The sequence below is a fragment of the Sphingopyxis yananensis genome (genome assembly GCF_020687785.1).
GTDB classification, from domain to species: domain Bacteria; phylum Pseudomonadota; class Alphaproteobacteria; order Sphingomonadales; family Sphingomonadaceae; genus Sphingopyxis; species Sphingopyxis yananensis.
In genome coordinates this window covers 321,283-342,966 of sequence record NZ_JAJEWI010000010.1, presented here as the reverse complement: position 1 = coordinate 342,966, position 21,684 = coordinate 321,283, and the positions used below count along the sequence as shown (strand labels likewise).

General features: G+C 57.7%; 24 protein-coding genes and 1 tRNA gene. 7 read left to right on the top strand and 18 right to left on the bottom strand.

The window, feature by feature from the left end; translation table 11 throughout:
• The first annotated feature begins 12 nt into the window (after window positions 1–12).
• Window positions 13–1,575, top strand: coding sequence for a purple acid phosphatase family protein (locus tag LKO31_RS13150; protein WP_227691008.1), 1,563 nt, complete (start codon window positions 13–15; stop codon window positions 1,573–1,575).
• A 222-nt stretch (window positions 1,576–1,797) separates the two neighbouring features.
• On the top strand, window positions 1,798–2,769 hold the full coding sequence (locus LKO31_RS13145; protein ID WP_227691007.1) for an NAD(P)H-dependent flavin oxidoreductase: 972 nt from the start codon (window positions 1,798–1,800) through the stop codon (window positions 2,767–2,769).
• 53 nt (window positions 2,770–2,822) lie between these two features.
• Here LKO31_RS13145 and LKO31_RS13140 read toward each other — a convergent pair whose 3' ends face one another.
• The 13 genes from LKO31_RS13140 to LKO31_RS13080 all read right to left on the bottom strand — a co-directional run bounded on the left by LKO31_RS13140 (window position 2,823) and on the right by LKO31_RS13080 (window position 13,474).
• Window positions 2,823–3,305, bottom strand: coding sequence for an AHH domain-containing protein (locus LKO31_RS13140; RefSeq protein WP_227691251.1), 483 nt, complete (start codon window positions 3,303–3,305; stop codon window positions 2,823–2,825).
• Between the two features lie 2 nt (window positions 3,306–3,307).
• Complete coding sequence (locus tag LKO31_RS13135) at window positions 3,308–4,186, bottom strand: hypothetical protein (protein WP_227691006.1); 879 nt, start codon at window positions 4,184–4,186, stop codon at window positions 3,308–3,310.
• Between the two features lie 373 nt (window positions 4,187–4,559).
• Entirely contained in the window at window positions 4,560–6,485 is a 1,926-nt protein-coding gene (locus LKO31_RS13130; protein ID WP_407699289.1) for a potassium transporter Kup, read from the bottom strand.
• Between the two features lie 112 nt (window positions 6,486–6,597).
• Window positions 6,598–7,311, bottom strand: coding sequence for a tetratricopeptide repeat protein (locus LKO31_RS13125; RefSeq protein ID WP_227691004.1), 714 nt, complete (start codon window positions 7,309–7,311; stop codon window positions 6,598–6,600).
• Window positions 7,308–7,784, bottom strand: a complete 477-nt coding sequence (locus LKO31_RS13120) for a cytochrome c-type biogenesis protein (protein ID WP_320443502.1) — start codon at window positions 7,782–7,784, stop codon at window positions 7,308–7,310. The genes LKO31_RS13125 and LKO31_RS13120 overlap by 4 nt, the downstream gene beginning before the upstream one ends.
• A gap of 44 nt (window positions 7,785–7,828) precedes the next feature.
• Window positions 7,829–8,359: a DsbE family thiol:disulfide interchange protein gene (locus LKO31_RS13115; RefSeq protein ID WP_227691003.1), complete on the bottom strand. Its 531-nt coding sequence runs from the start codon at window positions 8,357–8,359 to the stop codon at window positions 7,829–7,831.
• Window positions 8,356–10,323, bottom strand: a complete 1,968-nt coding sequence (locus LKO31_RS13110; RefSeq protein WP_227691002.1) for a heme lyase CcmF/NrfE family subunit — start codon at window positions 10,321–10,323, stop codon at window positions 8,356–8,358. Before LKO31_RS13110 ends, LKO31_RS13115 begins: the two co-directional genes overlap by 4 nt.
• A 126-nt stretch (window positions 10,324–10,449) precedes the next feature.
• Window positions 10,450–10,890 carry a cytochrome c maturation protein CcmE gene (gene ccmE / locus LKO31_RS13105; protein WP_227691001.1) on the bottom strand — a complete coding sequence of 147 codons (441 nt, stop codon included), beginning with the start codon at window positions 10,888–10,890 and terminating at the stop codon, window positions 10,450–10,452.
• Between the two features lie 4 nt (window positions 10,891–10,894).
• Entirely contained in the window at window positions 10,895–11,068 is a 174-nt protein-coding gene (locus LKO31_RS13100) for a hypothetical protein (protein ID WP_227691000.1), read from the bottom strand.
• Window positions 11,069–11,072: 4 nt separating this feature from the next.
• On the bottom strand, window positions 11,073–11,804 hold the full coding sequence (ccmC, locus tag LKO31_RS13095) for a heme ABC transporter permease CcmC (RefSeq protein WP_227691250.1): 732 nt from the start codon (window positions 11,802–11,804) through the stop codon (window positions 11,073–11,075).
• Window positions 11,805–11,914: 110 nt separating this feature from the next.
• Window positions 11,915–12,268, bottom strand: a complete 354-nt coding sequence (locus tag LKO31_RS13090) for a YbaN family protein (protein ID WP_227690999.1) — start codon at window positions 12,266–12,268, stop codon at window positions 11,915–11,917.
• Window positions 12,265–12,438, bottom strand: a complete 174-nt coding sequence (locus LKO31_RS13085; RefSeq protein WP_227690998.1) for a hypothetical protein — start codon at window positions 12,436–12,438, stop codon at window positions 12,265–12,267. The genes LKO31_RS13090 and LKO31_RS13085 overlap by 4 nt, the downstream gene beginning before the upstream one ends.
• A complete protein-coding gene (locus tag LKO31_RS13080) occupies window positions 12,425–13,474 on the bottom strand; it encodes a Glu/Leu/Phe/Val family dehydrogenase (protein ID WP_227690997.1) in 1,050 nt (349 codons plus the stop codon). Before LKO31_RS13080 ends, LKO31_RS13085 begins: the two co-directional genes overlap by 14 nt.
• Window positions 13,475–13,755: 281 nt before the next feature.
• Between LKO31_RS13080 and eco the strand changes: the two genes are divergently transcribed.
• Complete coding sequence (gene eco / locus LKO31_RS13075; RefSeq protein ID WP_227690996.1) at window positions 13,756–14,268, top strand: serine protease inhibitor ecotin; 513 nt, start codon at window positions 13,756–13,758, stop codon at window positions 14,266–14,268.
• 207 nt (window positions 14,269–14,475) lie between these two features.
• Here the strand turns inward: eco and LKO31_RS13070 are convergent.
• A tRNA-His gene (locus LKO31_RS13070) sits at window positions 14,476–14,552 on the bottom strand.
• Between the two features lie 125 nt (window positions 14,553–14,677).
• Here LKO31_RS13070 and LKO31_RS13065 point away from each other — a divergent pair.
• Window positions 14,678–15,364: a 2OG-Fe(II) oxygenase gene (locus tag LKO31_RS13065; RefSeq protein ID WP_227690995.1), complete on the top strand. Its 687-nt coding sequence runs from the start codon at window positions 14,678–14,680 to the stop codon at window positions 15,362–15,364.
• Between the two features lie 112 nt (window positions 15,365–15,476).
• On the opposite strand, the gene LKO31_RS13060 is transcribed toward LKO31_RS13065, so the two are convergent.
• Window positions 15,477–16,220 carry an SIMPL domain-containing protein gene (locus LKO31_RS13060; protein ID WP_227690994.1) on the bottom strand — a complete coding sequence of 248 codons (744 nt, stop codon included), beginning with the start codon at window positions 16,218–16,220 and terminating at the stop codon, window positions 15,477–15,479.
• Between the two features lie 145 nt (window positions 16,221–16,365).
• On the opposite strand from LKO31_RS13060, the gene LKO31_RS13055 reads away from it, so the two are divergent.
• On the top strand, window positions 16,366–18,150 hold the full coding sequence (locus tag LKO31_RS13055; RefSeq protein WP_227690993.1) for an ABC-F family ATP-binding cassette domain-containing protein: 1,785 nt from the start codon (window positions 16,366–16,368) through the stop codon (window positions 18,148–18,150).
• Between the two features lie 39 nt (window positions 18,151–18,189).
• Window positions 18,190–18,840 (top strand): GNAT family N-acetyltransferase, encoded by a 651-nt coding sequence (locus tag LKO31_RS13050; RefSeq protein ID WP_227690992.1) that lies wholly within the window; start codon window positions 18,190–18,192, stop codon window positions 18,838–18,840.
• 9 nt (window positions 18,841–18,849) lie between these two features.
• Here the strand turns inward: LKO31_RS13050 and LKO31_RS15130 are convergent, their stop codons facing one another.
• From LKO31_RS15130 to LKO31_RS13035, 3 genes are all read right to left on the bottom strand, one after another.
• Complete coding sequence (locus tag LKO31_RS15130; protein WP_227690991.1) at window positions 18,850–19,752, bottom strand: energy transducer TonB; 903 nt, start codon at window positions 19,750–19,752, stop codon at window positions 18,850–18,852.
• Between the two features lie 138 nt (window positions 19,753–19,890).
• On the bottom strand, window positions 19,891–20,328 hold the full coding sequence (locus LKO31_RS13040) for an META domain-containing protein (protein ID WP_227690990.1): 438 nt from the start codon (window positions 20,326–20,328) through the stop codon (window positions 19,891–19,893).
• Between the two features lie 137 nt (window positions 20,329–20,465).
• Window positions 20,466–20,984: a DUF6456 domain-containing protein gene (locus LKO31_RS13035; protein WP_320443501.1), complete on the bottom strand. Its 519-nt coding sequence runs from the start codon at window positions 20,982–20,984 to the stop codon at window positions 20,466–20,468.
• A 116-nt stretch (window positions 20,985–21,100) separates the two neighbouring features.
• Here LKO31_RS13035 and LKO31_RS13030 point away from each other — a divergent pair, with 116 nt between their 5' ends.
• A complete protein-coding gene (locus LKO31_RS13030; RefSeq protein WP_227690989.1) occupies window positions 21,101–21,661 on the top strand; it encodes a helix-turn-helix domain-containing protein in 561 nt (186 codons plus the stop codon).
• Window positions 21,662–21,684 lie beyond the last annotated feature (23 nt).

Below are 21,684 nucleotides of genomic sequence, written 5' to 3'. Positions count from 1 at the left end.
AAGGATCAAGCTATGACCATGCTGAAAACACCAACTCTCACGCTCCCCGCTCTGTCTCTGCCGCTGTTGGTCGCGCTCGTCGCGGCCACAGCCCCCAGCGCGGCTGCAGCGCCGAAAAAGCAAGCCCCAGCAACAAGTGCAACCGCGCCCGCGCAAACCGCCCCCGCGCTGCCACAAACCACCGGCTTCGCCATCCCGACCCTCACCGAGGATGGCGCGCCCATTCCGCGCAGCGCAGGTCTGCCCTATGCCCCCAAAAATCTGGCCGACCGTATCGTCCTCACCCCCGGCGCAGACCCCGCGCGCGCAATGGCGGTCGCCTATCGCACCAATGTCGCGCAAAAAACGGCCGAGGTGCAATTGGCCATCTCGGTCGACGGCCCGACCCTAGAGGAGAAAGCCCAAACGCTGACAGGCATCACTTTGCTATCCCAAAGCAGCTATGGCCCCGCCCTTTATCATCAGGTGCGCTTTGCCAATTTAACGCCCGACACCGTCTATAATTACCGCGTCAAAGGCGAAGCGGGGTGGAGCGAATGGTATCAATTCCGCACCGCCGCTGCTGCGGCAAAACCCTTTCGCTTCCTCTATTTGGGCGACATTCAAAACGGCATCCTAACCTATGCCGCGCGCGTGGTCCGTCAGGCCTTTATCGCCAATGGTGATATCAGTCTGGTTGCCCATGCGGGCGATTTGGTGGCCCAGCGCGATGATCTGGATCATGACGATGAATGGGGCGAATGGAACCAAGTGGGCGGCTATAATTATGCCAGCATCCCACAATTGCCCGCCACCGGTAATCATGAATATGCCGACCTCATCTTACCCAATGGTCAGGAAAGCCGCATCTTGGGGCCATATTGGCACAAGCAATTCGCGCTGCCCAAAAATGGCGCAGACGCGGTCAAAGCCACAACCTATTTTGTGGATTACCAAGGGGTTCGCTTCATTGTTCTGGACGGCACCGCCGCCATTGAACTGGGCAGTATGAAAGAACAAACGGCATGGCTGGACCAGACATTGGCCTCCAGCCGCGCCAAATGGAATGTGGTGCTGTTCCACCAACCCGTCTTCACTTGCGCCCGCCCCAAGGACACGGGTGCCATCAAAGCCGCATGGAAACCCGTGTTCGAAGCGCGGGGCGTCGATCTGGTGCTACAAGGTCATGACCATTGCTACAGCCGCCTGACCGCAGAAGCCGGCCGCGCCGCCAGCGCCCAAGCACGCACCGACGGCAGTGTCCAAGGCCCAGTCTATTTGGTATCGGTGACGGGAGCAAAAATGTATGGCCTCAACAATCGCGCCCGCACCCAAACGGACCGCACCGCCGAAGCGACAGAGCTTTATCAAATCATTGATGTCGATGGCGAAAATCTGCGCTTCCGCACCTATACGGCGTCCGGCAAACTTTATGACGGGTTTAACCTTCAAAAAGACGCCAATGGCCGCAATCGCTTATCGGAAATTGCCGATGCCAAAATTGCCGAGCGTTTCTGCACCGGAACCCCCGATGCCAGCGGCCAATATCCCACTGGCCCCGACGGCGGCACTTGCGTGGCGGAACCCAAGGATTAACCGCAACCATCGGTCATAATGAAATTTCTGGGTGGCTCCCCTCCCCAAACCCCTTGGACGGCCTTTCCTTCTGAAAGGCCGTCTTTTTCTATGCGTCCGAACGATGTTTTTCTCTCCATCTTGCGCAATATTTCCTTATGAAGCCTATCACATATCCCTGCTTGCCTCACTTCCACCTTACGTTAAGGTAAAGCAGACTTTAGAGGATGGAGAGTTTGATTCATGGCCCTACCAGCAATATTTGACCGCCTGCGCCTGCCCGTTATCGCTTCGCCGCTCTTCATCGTTTCCGGCCCAGAATTGGTGATCGCCCAATGCAAGGCTGGCGTTGTCGGCAGCTTTCCGGCGCTCAACGCTCGCCCACAAAGCCTGCTGGACGAATGGCTGCATCAAATCTCCGAAGAATTGGCCGCATGGGACCGCGACCACCCCGACACGCCCGCCGCGCCTTTTGCGGTCAACCAAATCGTCCACCGCTCCAATGACCGGCTGGAACAGGACATTGCCACCTGTGCGAAATGGAAAGTCCCCATCACGATCACCTCGCTGGGCGCGCGCGAAGAATTGAACCAAGCGGTGCACGGCTGGGGCGGCATCGTCCTGCACGACGTCATCGACGACCGTTTCGCCCGCAAAGCCATTGAAAAGGGCGCCGACGGCCTCATCCCCGTCGCGGCGGGCGCGGGCGGCCATGCGGGCACCCAATCCCCCTTCGCCTTGGTCCAAGAAATTCGCTCATGGTTCGACGGTCCGGTCGCTTTATCGGGGGCCATCGCCCATGGCCGCTCCATCCTCGCCGCCCAAGCCGCAGGGGCCGACCTTGCCTATATTGGCAGCGCCTTCATCGCCACCGCCGAAGCCAATGCCGAAGCCAATTACAAAAATGGCATCGTCGGCGGGCGCGCAGGCGATATTGTCTATTCCGACTTATTTACCGGCGTCCATGGCAATTATCTGCGCAGTTCGATCGAGGCATCGGGCCTCGACCCCGACAATCTGCCCAAGGGCGATTTGAAGACCATGAACTTCGGCTCTGGCGGGAATACCAAGGTCAAGGCGTGGAAAGATATTTGGGGCAGCGGCCAAGGCATTGGAAACATCCATGCCGTGCGCCCTGTCGCGGAATTTGTTGCCCAGCTTCAATCCGAATATCGCGATGCTTACCAAGAACTACAGGCGAAGATCATCCGCTAAACGGCGTCCAGAAACGGGTGATGCCTGCGCGACTGCACATCCCGCATCCCGCATCACCCGTCAAAATTCGCAAACATCATGTCGATCGCCCTGTCCAAATAAGGGCGATCGACAAATATCCGCATCGGGTCCCGCTTGTTCAGCCGCAACACACCGCGATGTCGATCGGTCAGGGCGCGCCGCGTGGCTTGTTGCAACAAGGTCAGCCGCATTTTCGCCGTCCGCCGCGCCGCCCCTATATCGCGCATGGCCTCGGTCGCAAAATGCCGCCGGATGCTTTCCACCCGCGCCGTCACCACATCGCTATAGCCTTGGTGCGGCCCCCGATGCAGAGCATGGCCGGTGCGCATCGCCCCTGCTTCGCTGGCGGGCAATAATTGCCCATTTTGCGCAAAAATATGCAGATTAAATCCCTCAACCTCCAACGCATGAAACATCGGCTGCATTTGCGGCCTGCGCGCCAACGTCAGTGGGATGAGATGATGGCGTTGATAATCAGGCCGCGCTGGCGGTGCCCCGCACCATCGCCGCCGCATGATCATGCGCGGATGATCTGCGCCAGCACCAAGGCTGGCTCATCCCCCTTAACAGGCTGGGGCAGCAAGCGAATATGCTCCCCCGCTTCCATCCCCTCTACCTCAGTCGCCCGATCATAGGGGCCGTTCAGCATGGCATCTATCGCCAACCGCGCCAACCGCCGCACAGCCGCCTGCACATCCATGCCATCGGGCAAGACCGCCTCTATTTCATGCGCTGCAAAATAGCTCAGCCCCCGCGTCCGCACCCGCCCCGCCGCCACGCGGCGAAACGCCACCTGATGCAAGACTGGCGGCATCCCGCTAGTCAGCAGCTCTGCCAGGGCGGTGCGAAACATCTGCGCGTCCGACCACAAGGCCGCAGGATCCCAAAATAAATGGGTTGCGCCGCACATATCCAGCAACAACAGCATCATCTTGTAAAATTCGCTGCCATTGCCCAGCGGGCGGCGCCCTTCGGGCCGAAAATGCCAAATATGGCCCATACGCCGCCAATCATCCGGCACATGGGTGGCAATATAGCTGGTCCTTGGGTCCTGTGGGTCCATGCCCGCCAGCCATGCTTCACTGGCTGGCCCCATCAACATGCTGGTCCCACCAAAAAATATACGAAAACAAGGCTGCCCCATATCCCCGCCCGTCGACACAGTCGGGCATGGCCGCAGGCCCATACGGTTCAGCGTCTCTTCGGCTTGTTGGCGGGATATGGTCCGCCAGGCTGGCCCGACCATCAAGGCAAAGGGCGCGCCGCCCACCATCTGACCAGAGGCGCTAGGCGTGGATAAAGCCTGTGGCTGGGCTTGGGGGGATCGCAAATTCTCTGACGGCGCTGGGTCGGTTGGCCCATCGCCGTCCAATTTCCGTTTCCATCTGCCCAACATTCGGCCCATGTGCCCAGTCTGCCTCTTTCCGATGCGCCGTCGCCCAGCCCGCCTAGACCCACGCCGCCTTTTTCCGAAATGCCTATCCTCACGCATCGCTCATTCCGCCGCGATAAATTCCGTCGGCCCAGCGAGCCACCCAGTCTAGGCAGAAATCAGCCTATGCGCCAATCCCTCTGTCCGATGGGCACAGCTTCTATCATGCCTTCCTGTTTTTTCAGGCGCAGCCATGTCCATATCGGACCTAATGAACATTCATGTAATAATTGACAGGCCACGCCGCATATCGGCTTGGCGGTATCCCCATCCAGCCTTGGGGCAGCGCAGCGATAAGCCGACTGATCGGCACCGCACCGCGCCCCCATGCTGATCGTTAAATGGCGATCTGGCTTCCCAGTTCGACCACACGGTTGCTGGGCAAGCGGAAATATTCCATCGCGCTTTCCGAATTGCGCAGCATCCACGCGAATAATTTTTCGCGCCACACCGACATGCCCGGTTTGGTCGATGAAATCAGCGTCTGACGAGACAGGAAGAAACTCGTCTCGATCATCTTAAATTCACCGCCATCGACGATCACCTGCTTCAGCGCCTCTGGCACGTTCACCGGCTGCATAAACCCATATTTCAGTACCAAGCGATGGAATCCGCTGCCCATATCCTCAATTTGCACCAGCTTGCTGCGGTCCACATAGGGCACATCGGCGATCTGCACCGTCAACAGCACCACCCGTTCGTGCAGCACCTTATTATGCTTCAAATTGTGCAACAAAGCATGGGGAACACCGTCCGACGTCGATGTCAGAAACACCGCTGTCCCCGCCACGCGGGTCGCGCTATTCGCCGCGGATTTTACAAAAATCGGAATAGGCATGGCCCCTTCGGCCATCCGCTGCTGCATCAGGCTGCGCCCGCGCGACCAAGTGGTCAGGAATGTAAAAATCGCCATCCCCAGCGCCAATGGCACCCATCCGCCATCCGGAACCTTGATCAAATTCGCGCCAAAATAGGCGATATCGACGATGAAGAATATCGCCAGCATCGGCAAAGCCCGCCACGCTGGCCATTTCCACAAAGTGAACAGCACGACGCTCAGCAGACAAGTGTCGATGAACATCGCACCCGTCACGGCAATGCCATAGGCTGCGGCCAAGTTGCTGGACGAACCAAAGCCCAGCACCAAAATAATCACCATGACCATCAACGACCAGTTGACCATGGGAATGTAAATTTGTCCGGCCGCCGCCGCACTGGTATGTTCAACACGCAAACGCGGCATAAAGCCCAATTGAATGGCCTGCTGGGTCAGCGAAAATGCACCGGATATCACCGCTTGGCTTGCAATAATGGCCGCCAACAACGCCAACACCACCACTGGCACCCGCCATGCTTCTGGCATCATTTGGAAAAATGGATCGCCAATCAATTGCGCGGCATGGGCTGGCTCGGCGCTCAGCACCATGGCGCCTTGCCCCATATAATTCAGCATCAACGCCGGCAGGACAAAGAAAGACCAGCTCAGGCCAATGGGCGCACGGCCAAAATGACCCATGTCCGTATAGAGCGCCTCAGCGCCCGTCACCGCCAACACCACCGCACCCAGCGCGATAAAGGCAGTAAAGCCATCGGTAATGAAGAAACGAATGGCGTTCACGGGGTTCAGCGTCGCCAAAATAATCGATGGGTCCGACACAATATGGGTCACACCCAAAATCGCCAGCATCGAAAAATAAGCCAGCATGATCGGGCCAAATAACGCCCCAACCTTGGCCGTTCCCCGTGACTGAATGGCAAATAGGCCAATCAAAATTGTCAGCGCAATCGGCACAATATAAGGCGAAAAACCGCGATCAATATAGCTCAGCCCCTCGGTGGCGGACAGCACCGACATGGCGGGGGTAATCATGCTATCGCCATAAAATAGCGCGGTCGCAAACACGCCCAACAGCACAATCGGCCATGTCCAACGCGCCCCGCCCGACTGGCGGTTGATCAACGCCAACAAGGCCAGACTGCCGCCCTCGCCCTTATTGTCGGCCTTCATGATGGTCAGCACATATTTGATCGTGACAACCAGCATCATCGACCAAAACACCAAGCTCAACACGCCATGAATATGCATGCGGTCGGCTTCGATGCCATAATGTCCGGAAAATGTTTCCCGAAACGCATAAAGCGGACTGGTGCCGATATCGCCAAAAACGATACCAATGGCCCCAACAGCCAGTTTCAGCTTTCCATCGCCATGCGCGACAGAGGGTGTGTCGGCGGTCGCAGTCGTGTCAGTCACGCCGCTCAACGCCTGAGGAGACTCAGCAGTCATATCGCGCCCTTATCCCACCTCGCCCTTGCCGAATAGCCAAGAAAGACTTCCCCTATTTTATAGGGCCTAGCTGTGCCTTTTAAGTCTCTTATTCCCCATTTCCTAGGGCCGCAGCCGGTGTTTTTGGCGCTTCATTCCCAGCATCGCTGGGCGTATCCGCCATTTCATCGGCCACGCCACTTCCTTTACCCATCGCCGCATGCAATTGTTTCAAGCGCATTTTCAGGTCGGCCTCCCATCCAGCACCTGGTGGGCTACGCTCCAGCAAATTCGTCCACACCCGATCTGCGCCAACAAAATCCCCGCTTTGCGCCATCGCCAAGCCCGCAAAAAATGGCGGCGCGGGATGGTCCGGTTGCAAACGCACGGCTTGGTCAAATGCCAATGCCGATGCTGGCGACATCATGCCGCCGCCATGCGCGACCAAGGCATTGCCCAGCCCAACCCACAAATCCACATCATTGGGATATTTCTGCAATCCCTTTTCCAAGGCTTTGGCCGCCAATTCGGTTTTGCCCGTCCGCATAAATCCATCGGACATGCCAATCCACATGGCCGCTGGACCAAATCGGTCTTGCATCCCTTGCTGACGATCGGTGATCTCCTCACCAAATCCTTGCAATTCCTTGGTGTTCACAACGGGCTTTCCGGCCAGCGACGGGCTGCCCTGCAACGCATATCCCGCCAGCCCTAACATCACCGCTGCGCCAATCAATGGCCGCGACGCGCTGGGCACTTTACCAAACCAAATCAGCAAAGCCGTTGTGATGGCCGCCGCGATGGTCACCCACAACCAAATCATGCGCCAATTCCCTTATCCGCGGCTTTGTCTGAAACAGGGCCTGAAACAGAGCCCGAAACCGCGCCGCCACCATCATCATCGCTGCGGCGAAAACGCCCGAACGCCAGCCAGCCACCCAATAATAAAAAGGCCAACGGTCCCAACCACAGAAACAGCGTCGCCGCGTCCAACGGCGGGTCATAGGTCACCCAATTGCCATAGCGCGCCACCAACCAAGACCGAATTTCAGCGGGGCTTTGCCCTTCGGCAATTTTGCTGCGCACTTCATGGCGCATATCACCCGCCAAGGGCGCATCACTGTCCGCAATGCTCTGCCCCTGACACACCAAACAGCGCAGTTCATGCATCAATTCGCGCGCCGCCGCTTCTTTGGCCGGATCGCGCAATTGCTCATAGGCATAAGGCGCAGGCGGCAAACGATCTTGCGCGGTTGCGGGCAGCGCGCCCATCATCAGGGGCACAGCGGCGATCATCCACCCCAGCCCGCTCCTTGCCAGCCCTCTCTTTGCCACCCTACTCACTTCAGGGCCTCCAGCTTGGCCAATATTTCGGGCACATGATGGTCCAAAATCACGCCCTGATGCTGTTCACGAATAATGCCCTTGCCATCAATGATAAAGGTTTCGGGAACCCCCGACGACCCCAGCGCAATTTGCACGCTGCTTTGCATATCGCTGCCAACCCGCTCAAAAGGATTACCATATTCCCGAAAGAAATCGGCCACATCTTGCGGGCGGTCGCGCACGGCAATGCCGTCAATCCGCACCCCTGCACGGGCCAAAGCCTCCAACTGCGGGGCCTCCGCGCGGCATGGGATGCACCAGCTCGCAAAGATATTGACCAGTCGCGGCTGACCATCGGCCAATTGGCTGCTTTTCAACCCTTCCACCCCATCGGCGGCGGGCGGCAAGTCAAACAAGGGCATCGGCTTGTCGATCCATTGCGACTGGATCATCGTGTCCGCAGGCGTCGTCAGGCGATAGATAAAGCCACCAAATAACAACCCCATAATCGCCAATGGCAAAAAGAGTATCCAGCTTTTCTTCACGCGAACCGCTCCTCTGCCTTGCGTGCACGGCGCGCGCGCCACACTGTCAAAAATTGCGCACGGCCAACCAATGACAAGAAACCACCCAGCGCGATCAAACCGCCGCCCAGCCAAATCCACCACACCAGCGGCTTCCACCACAAGCGCAATTGATAGCGGTCGGGCGCTCCATCTGCCGACGGCACCGGCACACCCAGCACGGCATATAGTTGCCCGCCCGGCCGAGTCAGCAACGCCGCTTCATTCGTCTCGGTCGGCGATGTGCCCATCAAGCCGGGGAACATGCGCGATTCTGGATACATCACATAACGCTCGCCGCTGGGCGTCACCGCCACCAGTCTGGCTTTCAGCGCGGTATAATTGGGTCCGGCCACGGGCGACACACCAGCAAATTCAACGCGATATTGGCCCACTTTCACCACATCACCGGGACTGGCCGCGACCAGCTTTTCCTTAATGAAGGCGGTTTCCGCGCCCATACCCGCCAAGCAAATAGCCACGCCAAAATGCGCCACCACCATGCCCCATGTCGGCAAGGGTGTGCGGCGCAAATTGCGGCCCCACAAGGGCGCCAAGCTCAGCACGGCGACAAAGGCCGCCACGGTCATGCCCAGCAACGGCAAAATGCCCACAGATCCGCCAAACAGCACCAGGCCGAACAAAATCACCGCACCGGCTAAAATGCCCAGCGGCAATCGGCCCCATAATTTTTTGCCATCATCACGCCGCCAATTCAGCAGCGGCCCCATCACCATCACCACGCACAGCACCAAAGCAATCGGCCCCGCGACACGGTTATAATAAGGCGGGCCGACAGAGATTTTCTCGCCCATCGCCTCGGCCACAATCGGGTAAAGCGTGCCCAGCAACACCAGCGCCAAAATGGTAGTCAGCAACAAATTGTTGATAACCAACGACCCTTCGCGGCTCATCAACGCAAATTTCTTGCCCTCAGCCACTGCGCCCGCCCGCAACGCGAACAGCGTCAGCGCGCCGCCAATATAAATGGCCATCAGCACCAGCAAAAACGCCCCGCGCTGCGGGTCGACCGCAAAGCTATGCACGCTGGTCAGCAAACCCGACCGCACAATGAAGGTGCCGACCATCGACATGGAAAAACCAATCACGGCCAGCATCACGGTCCATGCGCGCAAGGCATTGCGGGTCGCTGTCACGCTGACGCTGTGCAGCAAGGCCGCACCCGCCAACCATGGCACCAGCGACACATTTTCCACGGGGTCCCAGAACCACCAACCACCCCAGCCCAATTCATAATAAGCCCAGTAACTACCCGCCGTGATGCCCAGCGTCAGGAAAATCCAGCTTCCCAGCACCCAAGGCCGCATCGCCCGCGCAAAGGCTGGCCCCACTTCGCGGGTAATCAGCGCGCCCACCGCAAAGCTGAACGCCACCGACAACCCTACATAGCCGACATAAAGCGTCGGCGGATGGAAGGCCAAACCAATGTCTTGCAACAAGGGGTTCAGCCCCTGCCCGTCCGGCGGAGCCACAGGCAAACGATTGAATGGATTGGACGAAAACAGCAAAAAGGCAAAGAAACCAAGGCTCAGTGCGGCTTGCGCGGTCAGGGTCGCGATCAATGTATCTTCGCGCAAACGCTTCTCAAAAATCGCCACCAACGCGCCCGACAAACATAGGATCGCCAGCCACAACAGCATCGACCCTTCATGGTTGCCCCACGTGCCCGCAATTTTGAAAATCATCGGCTTCAGGCTGTTGCTGTTGCGCGCCACCAATTCCACCGACATATCAGACCGCACAAACAGCCAGATCAGGAATAGGAATGACAGGCTGGTCAACGCCCCCATCGCCACGGCAGCAGGGCGAATAACGGCGGCAAGTTCCGCTTTGCCGCTTCGCAAAAACAGCGCGCCTGCAATCAGCGACAGGCAAGCCAGCGCCGCCGCGATCCACAGCATCGCCAAACCCAATTCGGCAATCATCGATCCGTCCTTCCGCGCATCAAACGCTGTCCCCCAAGCCTACGGATCATTCCATTTCGCCCTATATCCCTAGATTGCACAACAGCCCATACTGCCAACCCCCTTAAATAAGGGTGTTTATTTCCATCACGCTTTGGGCGCTGCTTTCCCAGCACCCTCTGGCATGTCACCCATTTGCGGCGGCATATAGCGTTCGTCATGCTTGGCCAAAATACGGTCGGCCACAAACACACCGTCGGCGCGCATCCGCCCATCCGCCACCATACCCGATTCCTCGGCGAACAAGTCGGGCACAATGCCGGTAAATTCCACCGGCAAATCGGCTTTGCCGTCGGTCGCAACAAAGCGGATGGTCACACCATCCGGTAAGCGCTTGATGCTGCCCGCCTGAACCATGCCGCCCAAACGCATCGCTTCACCCGTCACCGCCGCACCGCCCTTCACCTCGGCGGGCGTACGAAAATAGGCCGCTTCGTCGCGTAAGGCGCTGGCACCCAGCACACCGGCGCCCGCCACGCCCACCACGGCCAAAGCCGCTAAAATCAATCGCTGATGCTTTGCTTTCATGGTCTTATATCACCAAGCGCCCGCCGCGCTGTTCTTTGCGAAGCGCATCACTGCGCGCCTCCGCCGTCCGCATCGCGCGCCAACTCCGCCACAAGACCAAAGCCGAAACCAAGGCCGTCATCGCATAGGCCGCCGCCACATAGCTCCACTGGCCGCTGCCTGTAATCACCCCGTCCATCGGCTCACCCCTCCTCGTCGGCCAAGCGGCGCATCCGTGCAGCCACGCGGTTTTCGGCAATGATTGCGCGCATCCGCATCAAAACAATCGCCCCAAATAGCAAGGAAAAGCCCAATAAAGTCAATCCCAACGGCCACAACAATGCGCCATCAATGCTGCTGCCGCCCAGCGTGATGCTCGGTCCTTGGTGCAAGCTGTTCCACCACACCACACTGCGGTTAATGATCGGGATGTTAACCGCGCCGACCACCGCATAGATGGCCGCCCCGCGCGACAATGATCCGCCGCCCCGCTGCGCATCCTCACCCGCCGTCAGCGCAATGAAACCCGCATAAAGAAACAGCAAAACCAGCATCGACGTCATGCGTCCGTCCCATTCCCACCATGTTCCCCATGTTGGTTTTCCCCAAATGGAACCGGTGATCAGGCATAATGCCGTGAACATCATCCCCGGCACAGCCACGGCCCGCGCCGCAATGCCCGACAAAGGGTGACGCCAAACCAGTTGCACCAGACCCGCAATGGCCAAACTGGTCCAACCGCCCATGCCTAGCCAAGCAGCAGGCACATGCACATATAGGATACGGGCTGTTTCGCCTTGCTTATAATCGCCGGGCACCATCGTCAGCCCAGCAACACAACCGATCAAAATCAACAGCAAGCCAAGGCCGGTCAACCACGGCGTCAGCGGTCTGGCAATCGCCAGAAAACGAGTAGGATTGGCATAAGCGTGCATTGATTTGCGGTCTAGAACAGCCACCCTTGCGGGTCCAGTGCTTTGCATCACAGCTCGTCAAATATGATTTTTCATCATATTATATCAACATCTTATACCATATTCCCAGATCATGACTCCGGCCGCGTCATCAGCCATGTTCCACTGATCAATATGGCGGCCACCGCAATCAAAACCCATGGCCAAGGTGTAAAAATAACGGCCACCAACATGCTGATAACATAAGTTAAAAGCGCCGCCCTCTTGCCCTTTTTGCTAATCGCCCCTTTTTCCCGCCATGCGGTAATATGCGGCCCAAATTGCGGATGCTCCACCAGCCATATTTCCAATTTTCGTGATGACCGCGCAAAGCAAAAAGCCGCTAAAATGATGAAAGGCACTGTCGGCAGCAAGGGCAATACCGCCCCAATCGCCCCCAGTCCCAACGCGGTCCATCCCCCGACAAAATATAAATGGCGTTTCATTCCGTCCAGAATGGCCGGAAAATCTGCATCACGCCAGCCCCATATCGAACCCCAATGAAAGCAGCACTCAACAACTGCCCAACGAAAAAGGGTGCCGCGCCCCATTTGGCCACCACACCCTTTTCCGCCCCGCCCATCAAGCGATAGGCTTGCAGGCTATGCGCGGCCAATCATCGCCTGCGCCATATGGTCTGCCACCACGGATGCCGGTCGCCCGCTGGCTTGGCTTTCGGTCCAAATCTCTACCAATCGCTCTGGTATTTGTCCGATTCTGGCTTCCACTTCCTCGCGGCTCCCTTGCCCCAGATATTCCAGCCCGACATTGATAATGCCGCCTGCATTAATCACATAATCGGGCGCAAAAATAATGCCGCGATCATGAAGACGCTGACCATCTTCGGGGGTTGCCAATTGATTATTGGCCGCGCCGGCCACGATCGGCACGCGAAGCTGGTCGATGCTGTTCACGTTCAACACCGCGCCCAGTGCATTGGGGCTCAACACATCTGCGTCCTGCGTTAAAATCGCCTGTGCATCCGCAACTTCGGCCCCCAATTCATCCGCCAGCGCCTTTGCACGGTCCACATTGGCGTCGGCCAATGTCAAAATCGCGCCTTCTGCGGCCAAGCGGCGCGCCACATTGCCGCCCACACTTCCCACGCCCTGAACAGCCACGCGCACATCTTTGGCGCGATCATAGCCGAAATATTGTTGGATGGCGGCCTTGATACCCAAATAGGTGCCCAGCGCCGTAAATGGGCCTGGGTCGCCGCCCGCCGCGCCATTTTCGACTGGCAAACCGCACACAAAGCGGGTTTCCTGCCCAATGGTCACCATATCCGGCAGCGAGATTCCAACATCCTCGGCTGTCACATATTGACCGCCCAGCGACTGCACAGCGCGGCCAAAGGCCCGCAACATCTCTGGCGACTTTCGCCCATTGGCATCCGCCAATATGACGGCTTTTCCGCCGCCCAGCGGCAATCCGGCCATAGCATTTTTATAACTCATCCCGCGCGACAAGCGCAAAGCGTCGGTGATGGCGTCAGCTTTGTGAGCATAATGCCAAAAACGCGCCCCACCCGCCGCAGGGCCCATATGGCTACTGTGCACCGCGACCACCGCCTTCAATCCAGACGCACGATCGGTAAACATATGCACATGCTCATGATCGTCAAAATCAGCAAAATCCCACACTGCTGCCATGACTCACCTCTTGATACAAAATTTCATAATGTCGTAATAATAAAACAGGTCGTCCATGTCATTAACAGAATGATCTGGTCCGAAATTTTTTATCATACCGCCCGATATCCTTGTACAAACACCTGTATTTCAGGACAAATTACAAACTGCGTCGCAAGTCGCACGCCGTGCCAGCAGGTTCATTCCGCAACGGCTTCCTGAACAACAGCCTCGGAACAAATTCATATTAGGGCCATTTTCTCCGCATTAAAAACACATCAAATTTTTTGAACGGAGCCATCATGCGTAAACATCAATTTCTGGCCGTCGCCTTGGGTGCCATGGCCGTGGTCGGCGCGCCTGCCATCGCACAGCAACAAGCCGCCCACCCCGAAGCTCATGGCTCGACCAGCGAGGAAGCCTTGAACATGCGCCCTTATCCGGCCGCAGAAAAAGGTCAAACGCGCCATGTGATTAGGCTCCCCCAACTGGCCGATGAAAACCAAGCCAAGGTGGAAATCATCGTTGGCCGCACGATGGATGTGGACTGCAACCAGCATCGCTTTGGCGGCCAAATCGAGGAACGCACCGCCGAAGGTTGGGGCTATAATTATTATGTCCTCAAGGATTTGGGTCAGGCCGCATCGACCTTGATGGGATGCATCAAATCCGACCACCACTCGGCCTTTGTGACCAGCCCCAACCAACCGCTGATCCGCTATAACAGTAAGCTGCCGGTGGTGATCTATGCCCCCAGCGATGTTGAAGTGCGCTACCGCATCTGGCGTGCTGGCGAAGAAGAAATTTTGGGTTGATTCGAACGCCAAGGCGCCTTGCAAAACAGCCCTTGACGTCATCCAAAATGCTCATGGCCGCGTCATGGGCATTTTTTACGCGCAAGACAAAGCGCCGCCCGCATGGTCGCCCGCTCAAACGACCCGCCTCGGCGCGCATCTCGAAACATACCCACAACGATCAGGCCGAAGATAAGGTCTATATTTTCAATCAGGAGATTTGATAAATGGGGCGACCGAGGGGGCTCGAACCCCCGACCTCCGGTACCACAAACCGGCGCTCTAACCAACTGAGCTACGGTCGCCACATTTCTTGCTGGGCAGTCTCTGCGTCAGCGAGGCGGGCAATAAGCGGGGACCGATCATTCGTCAAGCATTGAATGCACAAGATTTTTATATGTTTTTAACAAAGCTTCTTTACCATCCTCGCATGACCGCAAATCCCTATGTTCATATGGCCCTGTCCTCTGCTGATCAAACAGCCCAGTGCCTGTCGCGCGTGCCCAATATTCGGCGCTCCCCCTTTGCAACATTGGAATTATTTTCGCTGTCGAACTTCCTCGATCAGGACATGTGCGACTGGCTGATCAAGATGATTGACGACAATGCCATCCCCTCCACGATCGTGGACCCCAATGGCGACGAAGCCTTTCGCACCAGTTCGACCTGCAACATGGACCATAATGATGCTGTGGTGCGGTCGCTCAACGCCTATCTTCATGCCGCAGCAGGCATTCCACAGATGTTTGGCGAACCCCTACAAGGTCAACGCTATTTTGTCGGGGAACAATTTAAGGCGCATACGGACTATTTCGATGTCAACGGAACTGGCTTTGCGGAACATTGCGCCATCCATGGCCAGCGAACATGGACAATGATGATTTACCTCAACGAACCAGAGGCTGGCGGTGCAACACGCTTCACCAATGTCAAAAAAAGCTTCCAGCCGGAAACCGGAAAATTGCTGGCATGGAACAATATCACACCGGATGGTGTACCCAACCCAGACAGCATCCACCACGGCATGAAGGTTCGCAAAGGCGCAAAATATATCATCACCAAATGGTTTCGCGAACGCCCCTTTGCGTGGGCAAATGGCATGTTGACGGACGAATGATGCCGACCGTGCCAGCCTACCCAACCCGACGTAAAAAGCATATAAATAAGGCGGCATAGAATGCTCATCTACGCCGCCTTATTTTTCAAACCTTTATATTCCTAAGCCCAGCTTATTTCACCAAACGATAGGTAAAGTTCAAGCTCAGGCTATTGCCGACTTGGCCCGGTTCAACGGGCGTGGAATTGGCATCGGCTGGCGCGGCCATTTTGACCATTTCCATACGCGGCGATGGCACATAGCCGCCGCCCTCGCTCACCGACACCAATTCCACGCTGCGATACCCCGCCAAGCGCGCATAATCTTCGGCCTTTGCCTTACCAGCCGCCATCACCTTGCCGCGAATGCTCGCCGTCTGTGCTTCTGCGTCCTTCACGCTGAACCATGGGCCACTGACATTGGTCCCACCGGCGGCCACCAAACGGTCCAACAAAGCGCCAATTTCGTCGATCTTCGTCGTCGTCACCTGCACATTATTGCTGACCTGATAGCCGACAAAGCGCGGGGGCTGGCCGTCTTGACGATTGCTATAATCATATTGCGACGACAGATTGATGCCCGTGGTGCGAATATCTTCGGCCTTAATACCCGCCGCCTTTACCGCTGCGATCAACTTATCCATCGCCGCTGCATTTTGGCGCATCGCCTCGACGGCAGTCGGGGCGGTGACTTCTACGCCAGCGCCGACACCCGCAACATCTGGGCGCGATCGCACTTCTTCACTCACACTAAAGGATACCAGTGGTTGCTGTTCGCTTTGCATCATCGCTGCGCCCCTTGTTTGTTGCGCCATGGCGGGTGTTTGTGCTGCCATAGCCGTCCCTGCTACCAACGCGGCCATCATCCACTTGTTCATCACTTGCTCCATCAAAAGGGGGCGCACCCCATGCTGTGTCTGTTAAATCACTACTCGCTAATATGCAGACGCAGACATCTCGTTCCCGCCTTATGATGATGCACCCTTGCATGATGCTGAACAGGTCGGTAGCGCAGCGTTCATCATGGCAGCACCAGTTTTATCATATGAAGGCCTCGGCCTTGTCCAAGGCAGTGGTTGGCTCTTTCAAGATCTCAACATCTATATCCACCCCCGCGACCGCCTCGCGCTGATTGGCCGCAATGGCGCGGGAAAAACCACGCTGCTTCGTTTGCTGGCAGGGCAAATTGACGCCGACAAAGGCAAGCGCGTCATCGTCCCCGGCACCCATGTCGTGATACTGGAACAAGAACCGGATTTCTCCGGCTATCAGACGCTAATGGACTTCGCCATCGGCGGCGACATGCCCCCCGAGGCCCATGAAGTCGAAGCCATCGCCGACCAACTCGGCATTGATATGTCGCGCGAAGCCGCCAGCGCATCGGGCGGTGAACGCCGCCGTGCCGCCATCGCCCGCGCCCTTGCGCAAAATCCCGACGTGCTGCTGCTCGACGAACCGACCAACCACCTCGATCTCGCCGCCATTGATTGGATCGAAAGCTGGCTCCAGCGTTATAATGGCGCGTTCATCACCATCAGCCACGACCGAACCTTCCTCACCCGCCTCACGCGCCAAACCGTGTGGCTGGATCGCGGCCAAATCCGCCGCAAAGAAATTGGCTTCGGCGGGTTCGAGGAATGGACCGAGCAAGTCGCCGCCGACGAAGCCCGCGCCGCTCAGCGCCTCGACAGCCGGATGCGCCAAGAAGAAAATTGGCTCGTTCGCGGCGTCACGGCGCGCCGCAAGCGCAACCAAGGCCGCCTCGAAAAGCTCAAGGAAATGCGCGCCACCCGCGCCGCGATGATCGGCCAACAAGGCACCGCCAAACTCGGCCTCGCCAATGATGATGCGCGCTCAAAATCCGTCATCACGGCGGAAAATATCAACATCGCCTTCAATGGCCGCACGATCATCAAAGATTTCGATTTTCGCGTCCAACGCGGCGATCGCATCGGCATCGTCGGCTCCAACGGCGCGGGCAAATCCACTTTGCTCAAGTTGCTGACAGGCGAAATCCAGCCCGACAGCGGCAAAGTCACCCTCGCCCCCACATTGGATGGCATCATCATCGACCAGCAGCGCAGCCTGCTCAGCCCCGAAAAAACCGTCCGCGACATCCTCGCGGATGGCGGCGATTGGATTGATGTGCGCGGGGTACGCAAACATATCCAAGGCTATCTCAAAGACTTTCTGTTCGACCCCGGCGTCCTCGAAGCCAATGTCGGTGCCTTGTCGGGCGGCGAACGCTCACGCCTGTTGCTGGCCCGCGAATTCGCCCGCGAATCCAATCTGCTGGTTCTCGACGAACCCACCAACGACCTCGATTTGGAAACGCTCGACCTGCTACAAGAAGTCATCGCAGATTATGCCGGAACCGTGCTGATCGTCAGCCACGACCGCGACTTCCTCGACCGCACCGTCACCGTCACGCTGGGCCTCGACGGCACAGGCAAAGTCGATATCGTCGCTGGCGGCTATGCCGATTGGAAAGCCAAGCGCATCAAACCCACGACGAGCAAAGCCAAAAGTAACAGCGGCGGCGCAACACCCCCGCCGTCCCCACCGCAGCAAAAGAAAAAGCTGAGCTACAAGGACCAGCGCGACTATGAACTGCTGCCCAAACGCGTCGAAGATATCGAAGCCCAAATGGCCAAGGCGGAAATGGAACTGTCCGATGGCAATTTGTTTACCAAAAACAATAAACGGTTCAACGAACTCACCGCCTTGCTCGACAAGCTACGCGCCGAAAAAGAAAGCGCCGAAGACCGCTGGCTGGAACTCGCCGAGATGGTCGAGGCCTTGGGTTAAACCCCTATATTTCTCGCCGCCGCCGTAGAAAGCAGACAAGTGACCCAATCCACCCCCCACTCCGCCATCCGCATCGCTCCCCTCGGCGCGGATGACGCCGCCGAACTGCTGGCCATCTACACCGAGGCTTTGGCCCCAGAGGAACGTAAAGCGGATGATATCATCCGCCACAGCCTCATCCGCGCCGATTATCTCACGCTTGGCGCGCATAGCGCCTCTGGACAACTGCTCGGCTTCGCCAGCCTCTACCGCTCCGCCGCTTACCCGTTCAACTTGCTAGAATATCTCGCCACCGACCACGCCGCACGCGGCCAAGGCATTGGTGCAAAACTCGTCCAAGCCGCACTCTCGGCAACGCAAAACACGCCGCTCCTCATCGAAGTGGACGCCATCCCGCCCAGCGACGCGCCAGACGCCATGTCCCGCCGCCGCCAAAATTTTTACCGCCGCTTGGGCTGCGAGAGATTTGAAAACACCCCCTATCGCATGCCGCAAGTCAGCGCCGGCATACCGCCCCTGATGGACCTGTTCATCCACCCCAACGGCCCGACGCCGTCCATCACCCACGCTGACCTCCACACATGGATCACCGACATTTACCACCACGTCTATGAACAGCAGGACGCCGCAGCAGACATCGACGCCATCATCGCATCTGCGTCCTCCACAGCCCCGCTCACCACGAGCTAAACCCTATTCCTACATCATAAAACGAACGCTATTTCGGTAAAAGGACGGCATCGGCTGGCCATCAGCATCCAGCGCAGGTTTAAACTTAGCCCTGAGCATCAACCCCTTACAGGCCGCTTCATCAAATTCCGCCGGTCGGGTCGATTGCTGAATATGACAGGCCGTCACCCCGCCGTCCGCATCAATCATCAGCCGAAAATTCACAATCCCTCGCACCCCGCGCTCCGCCAGATGTCGGGGATAATCGTCATTTGTCATCCAGCTCGCGGGGCTTGTAATCGGCTGCGCCCGCGCACTCAGGCTTTTATGGCGGGCCACGTCCAGCCCCCATTCACCCAGCAATTGATCGGTGCACTGCCGCACCGTCGCCATCACAGCCCCCATAGATCCTGTTTCCAAAACCACATGCGGCATGAATTTCCCGCTCAATTCCCATCCCGTAATGGCGGCTTCCTGTTCTGGCGTCACCGGTGGCGATTGGTAATTACTACCGTCTGCCGCAAAGGCGTCGGTGCGGCGCTTATCGGCCTCCTCCGTGTCATACAAGCGGACGGATGGAGTCAACACCAACGCTGGTAAATCATTGCTGCCAGTGGCGGGATAAAACATCAGTTTTTTCACATGATCATGCGGGTGAATTCGCACACGCAACTCACCATCAACATTTTTCTTCAGTGACTTACCATAAAAACTGATCCGCAGATCATCCCCATCATCATAGCGCGCCGCACTGAACATGATCCGCTGATCGCCCTCGCCAAAACTCCGGCCAAAACGGCAGCTATCATCTGCATAATGCACGTTCCACGGAGAGGAAGGGGATAGGCGTTGCGGCTCCTTCTCCTTGGCGATACCCGCCATCGGCAAAGAAAGGCCCACAGCGACCAAAACCCCAACACATGCTCGCGCCACCTTCGCACTCCTTCAGCCCACGATATTGTGCGCGAATGTGTCATAATATCTTTAAAGTGCCAAGACTTAGGCCCCAAACCACATCAGCAATGTCCAGCATCTTGCCATTCATCGCGGCGCGCAGGGGCAAGCCTGCCACTATCCGCCAGCAACCAGCAAGAACAAACGCTTGCCACTGGCCGACAGCAATTCCAGCCCCTCTGGTCCCGTCCGCGCAGAACGCACCAGTTCCAAATTGTTCAGGAAGCTAATATTCTCACGCACCAACGGGCAAGTTTGGTCATAAAAGGATTCGACATCCGAAATGGTGATCGCAGGCAAATTCACCTCCAACTTGCCCATCCACCCTTCATTGCATGGCGACTGCCCCACAACACGGTTCCGGCCATCCCGTTCAAAGGTCACAGGTCCATCGACGCCCACTCGGTCCGTCCGTCCGGGAAAATCCACGACAACCCAGCTATGGTTCAACAAGGCTTCGGTCAAAGGCACCGCGTGCTGCGCGGACACGGGCCCTGCGCCCACCACCATCAACGCCGCCGCGCTCAAACCCATCAATTTTTTGCCAAGACCCATGAAATCCTCCTTTGAATTTTCATCAGCCTGCTGCCTAGCATCTGAACATCGGCTGTATCGTGACCCGGATCATAGGTAGCCCCCCGATCCGCATTTCCAGCATATTCACCGCGCTTTCGATCACTTCCCCCAGCCTCTTAAGTCCCATAAAATCGCGCCAACCGATCCAGCGCCATCCCCAACACCAGCTTGCCCGACCGTGCGGGCCAGCCCAGTTCTTTCTCTGCACCGCTAATCCCCTCGCCGCCGCAAATCACGCGCCAACAAATATCGCCCAGCCCTGGCCCCACCGCGTCCAAGGCCGCATGAAAGCGCCGGTGCGCGTCGATCCGCGCCAAGGAAGCATCCCCCGCGCGCGCCCCGCTGCGCGATTTGGCAACCGGCACGGCGTCCCAATTCATCGTCACATTGGCGCGCAGCCCGGCCCGTTCATAATCCATGCGTAGGCGCTCGCCCGCGCGCTGCTGCGCCGCGCTCACCATGCCGCGTGCCGCCAACCAATCCAGCACATTTTCCCGCACATTCACCCGCACCGTCCGCCCGCGCATGGCCCTGTCCGCACCCTGACCCGACCCATCGGACACCGAGTTTGGATTTATTTGCGCCACATCATCGGGATGTGTCCGCTCCGCCCATTCGCGCTTTTCTTGCCTCATCTTTGTCGCCTTTCGCCAAAAAGCTTGGGAATCACCCTTGACAGTCGGGAGTTTTGTAGGAAAGGAAAAACCTATTTGGTTAATCCAATATTGCATATTTTACCGGAGCATCCTTCATGATCAACAGCATCAGGGCCGTCCGCCGCTCGAAAAATATGACGCTTGAGGATGTCGCTTTGCGTTGCGATCCCCCCACCACCGCCCAAACCATAGGCCGGTTGGAAACGGGCACACGCTCCTTGTCGCTCGCATGGATGAACCGCATCGCCGCCGCCTTGGGCGTCGACAGCGCCGAACTGGTCCGCTTGCCCCAAGACAGCGCGCTCACCATCACCGCCCTCCTCAGCGCAGAGGGGACGCAGGCCCCCACCCGCGTCGAACAAGCCATTACGGCACGCCCAACCGAAGATATGCTGGCCGTGCGCGTCACCTCCTCCATTGGCGATTATCGCACAGGCGACGAAATCTGGTGCCGCCGCATAGAGGGGGATTGGACCAGCGCGCTCAACCGCGACATGCTGGTGCCGCGTCCGGCTGGCCGTTTCATTTTTGCCCGCCTCATCAATGTCGACGGTGAAAAACTCCATCTCTTGCCCTTGGGCACGGGTCAACGGCAACAGGTTGTCACCAACCCGCCTTGGGCCGCGATCGCCACGCGCCTGATCCGTTCGCTATAAGAAATAGCCCATAAAAAAGGGCA

Bases quoted from the DNA above. Each gene is read 5' to 3' on its own strand.
- LKO31_RS13120 (WP_320443502.1), bottom strand. From the start codon at position 7,784: ATGATCGCCGCTGTGCCCCTGATGATGGGCGCGCTGCCCGCAACCGCG.
- LKO31_RS13135 (WP_227691006.1), bottom strand. From the start codon at position 4,186: ATGTTGGGCAGATGGAAACGGAAATTGGACGGCGATGGGCCAACCGAC.
- LKO31_RS13140 (WP_227691251.1), bottom strand. From the start codon at position 3,305: ATGCGGCGGCGATGGTGCGGGGCACCGCCAGCGCGGCCTGATTATCAA.
- ccmC (WP_227691250.1), bottom strand. From the start codon at position 11,804: ATGCACGCTTATGCCAATCCTACTCGTTTTCTGGCGATTGCCAGACCG.
- eco (WP_227690996.1), top strand. From the start codon at position 13,756: ATGCGTAAACATCAATTTCTGGCCGTCGCCTTGGGTGCCATGGCCGTG.
- LKO31_RS13030 (WP_227690989.1), top strand. From the start codon at position 21,101: ATGATCAACAGCATCAGGGCCGTCCGCCGCTCGAAAAATATGACGCTT.
- LKO31_RS13060 (WP_227690994.1), bottom strand. From the start codon at position 16,220: ATGAACAAGTGGATGATGGCCGCGTTGGTAGCAGGGACGGCTATGGCA.
- LKO31_RS13035 (WP_320443501.1), bottom strand. From the start codon at position 20,984: ATGAGGCAAGAAAAGCGCGAATGGGCGGAGCGGACACATCCCGATGAT.
- LKO31_RS13150 (WP_227691008.1), top strand. From the start codon at position 13: ATGACCATGCTGAAAACACCAACTCTCACGCTCCCCGCTCTGTCTCTG.
- LKO31_RS13100 (WP_227691000.1), bottom strand. From the start codon at position 11,068: ATGGACGGGGTGATTACAGGCAGCGGCCAGTGGAGCTATGTGGCGGCG.
- LKO31_RS13125 (WP_227691004.1), bottom strand. From the start codon at position 7,311: ATGATTTGGTTGTGGGTGACCATCGCGGCGGCCATCACAACGGCTTTG.
- LKO31_RS13040 (WP_227690990.1), bottom strand. From the start codon at position 20,328: ATGGGTCTTGGCAAAAAATTGATGGGTTTGAGCGCGGCGGCGTTGATG.
- LKO31_RS13110 (WP_227691002.1), bottom strand. From the start codon at position 10,323: ATGATTGCCGAATTGGGTTTGGCGATGCTGTGGATCGCGGCGGCGCTG.
- ccmE (WP_227691001.1), bottom strand. From the start codon at position 10,890: ATGAAAGCAAAGCATCAGCGATTGATTTTAGCGGCTTTGGCCGTGGTG.
- LKO31_RS13080 (WP_227690997.1), bottom strand. From the start codon at position 13,474: ATGGCAGCAGTGTGGGATTTTGCTGATTTTGACGATCATGAGCATGTG.
- LKO31_RS13065 (WP_227690995.1), top strand. From the start codon at position 14,678: ATGACCGCAAATCCCTATGTTCATATGGCCCTGTCCTCTGCTGATCAA.
- LKO31_RS13055 (WP_227690993.1), top strand. From the start codon at position 16,366: ATGGCAGCACCAGTTTTATCATATGAAGGCCTCGGCCTTGTCCAAGGC.
- LKO31_RS13090 (WP_227690999.1), bottom strand. From the start codon at position 12,268: ATGAAACGCCATTTATATTTTGTCGGGGGATGGACCGCGTTGGGACTG.
- LKO31_RS13145 (WP_227691007.1), top strand. From the start codon at position 1,798: ATGGCCCTACCAGCAATATTTGACCGCCTGCGCCTGCCCGTTATCGCT.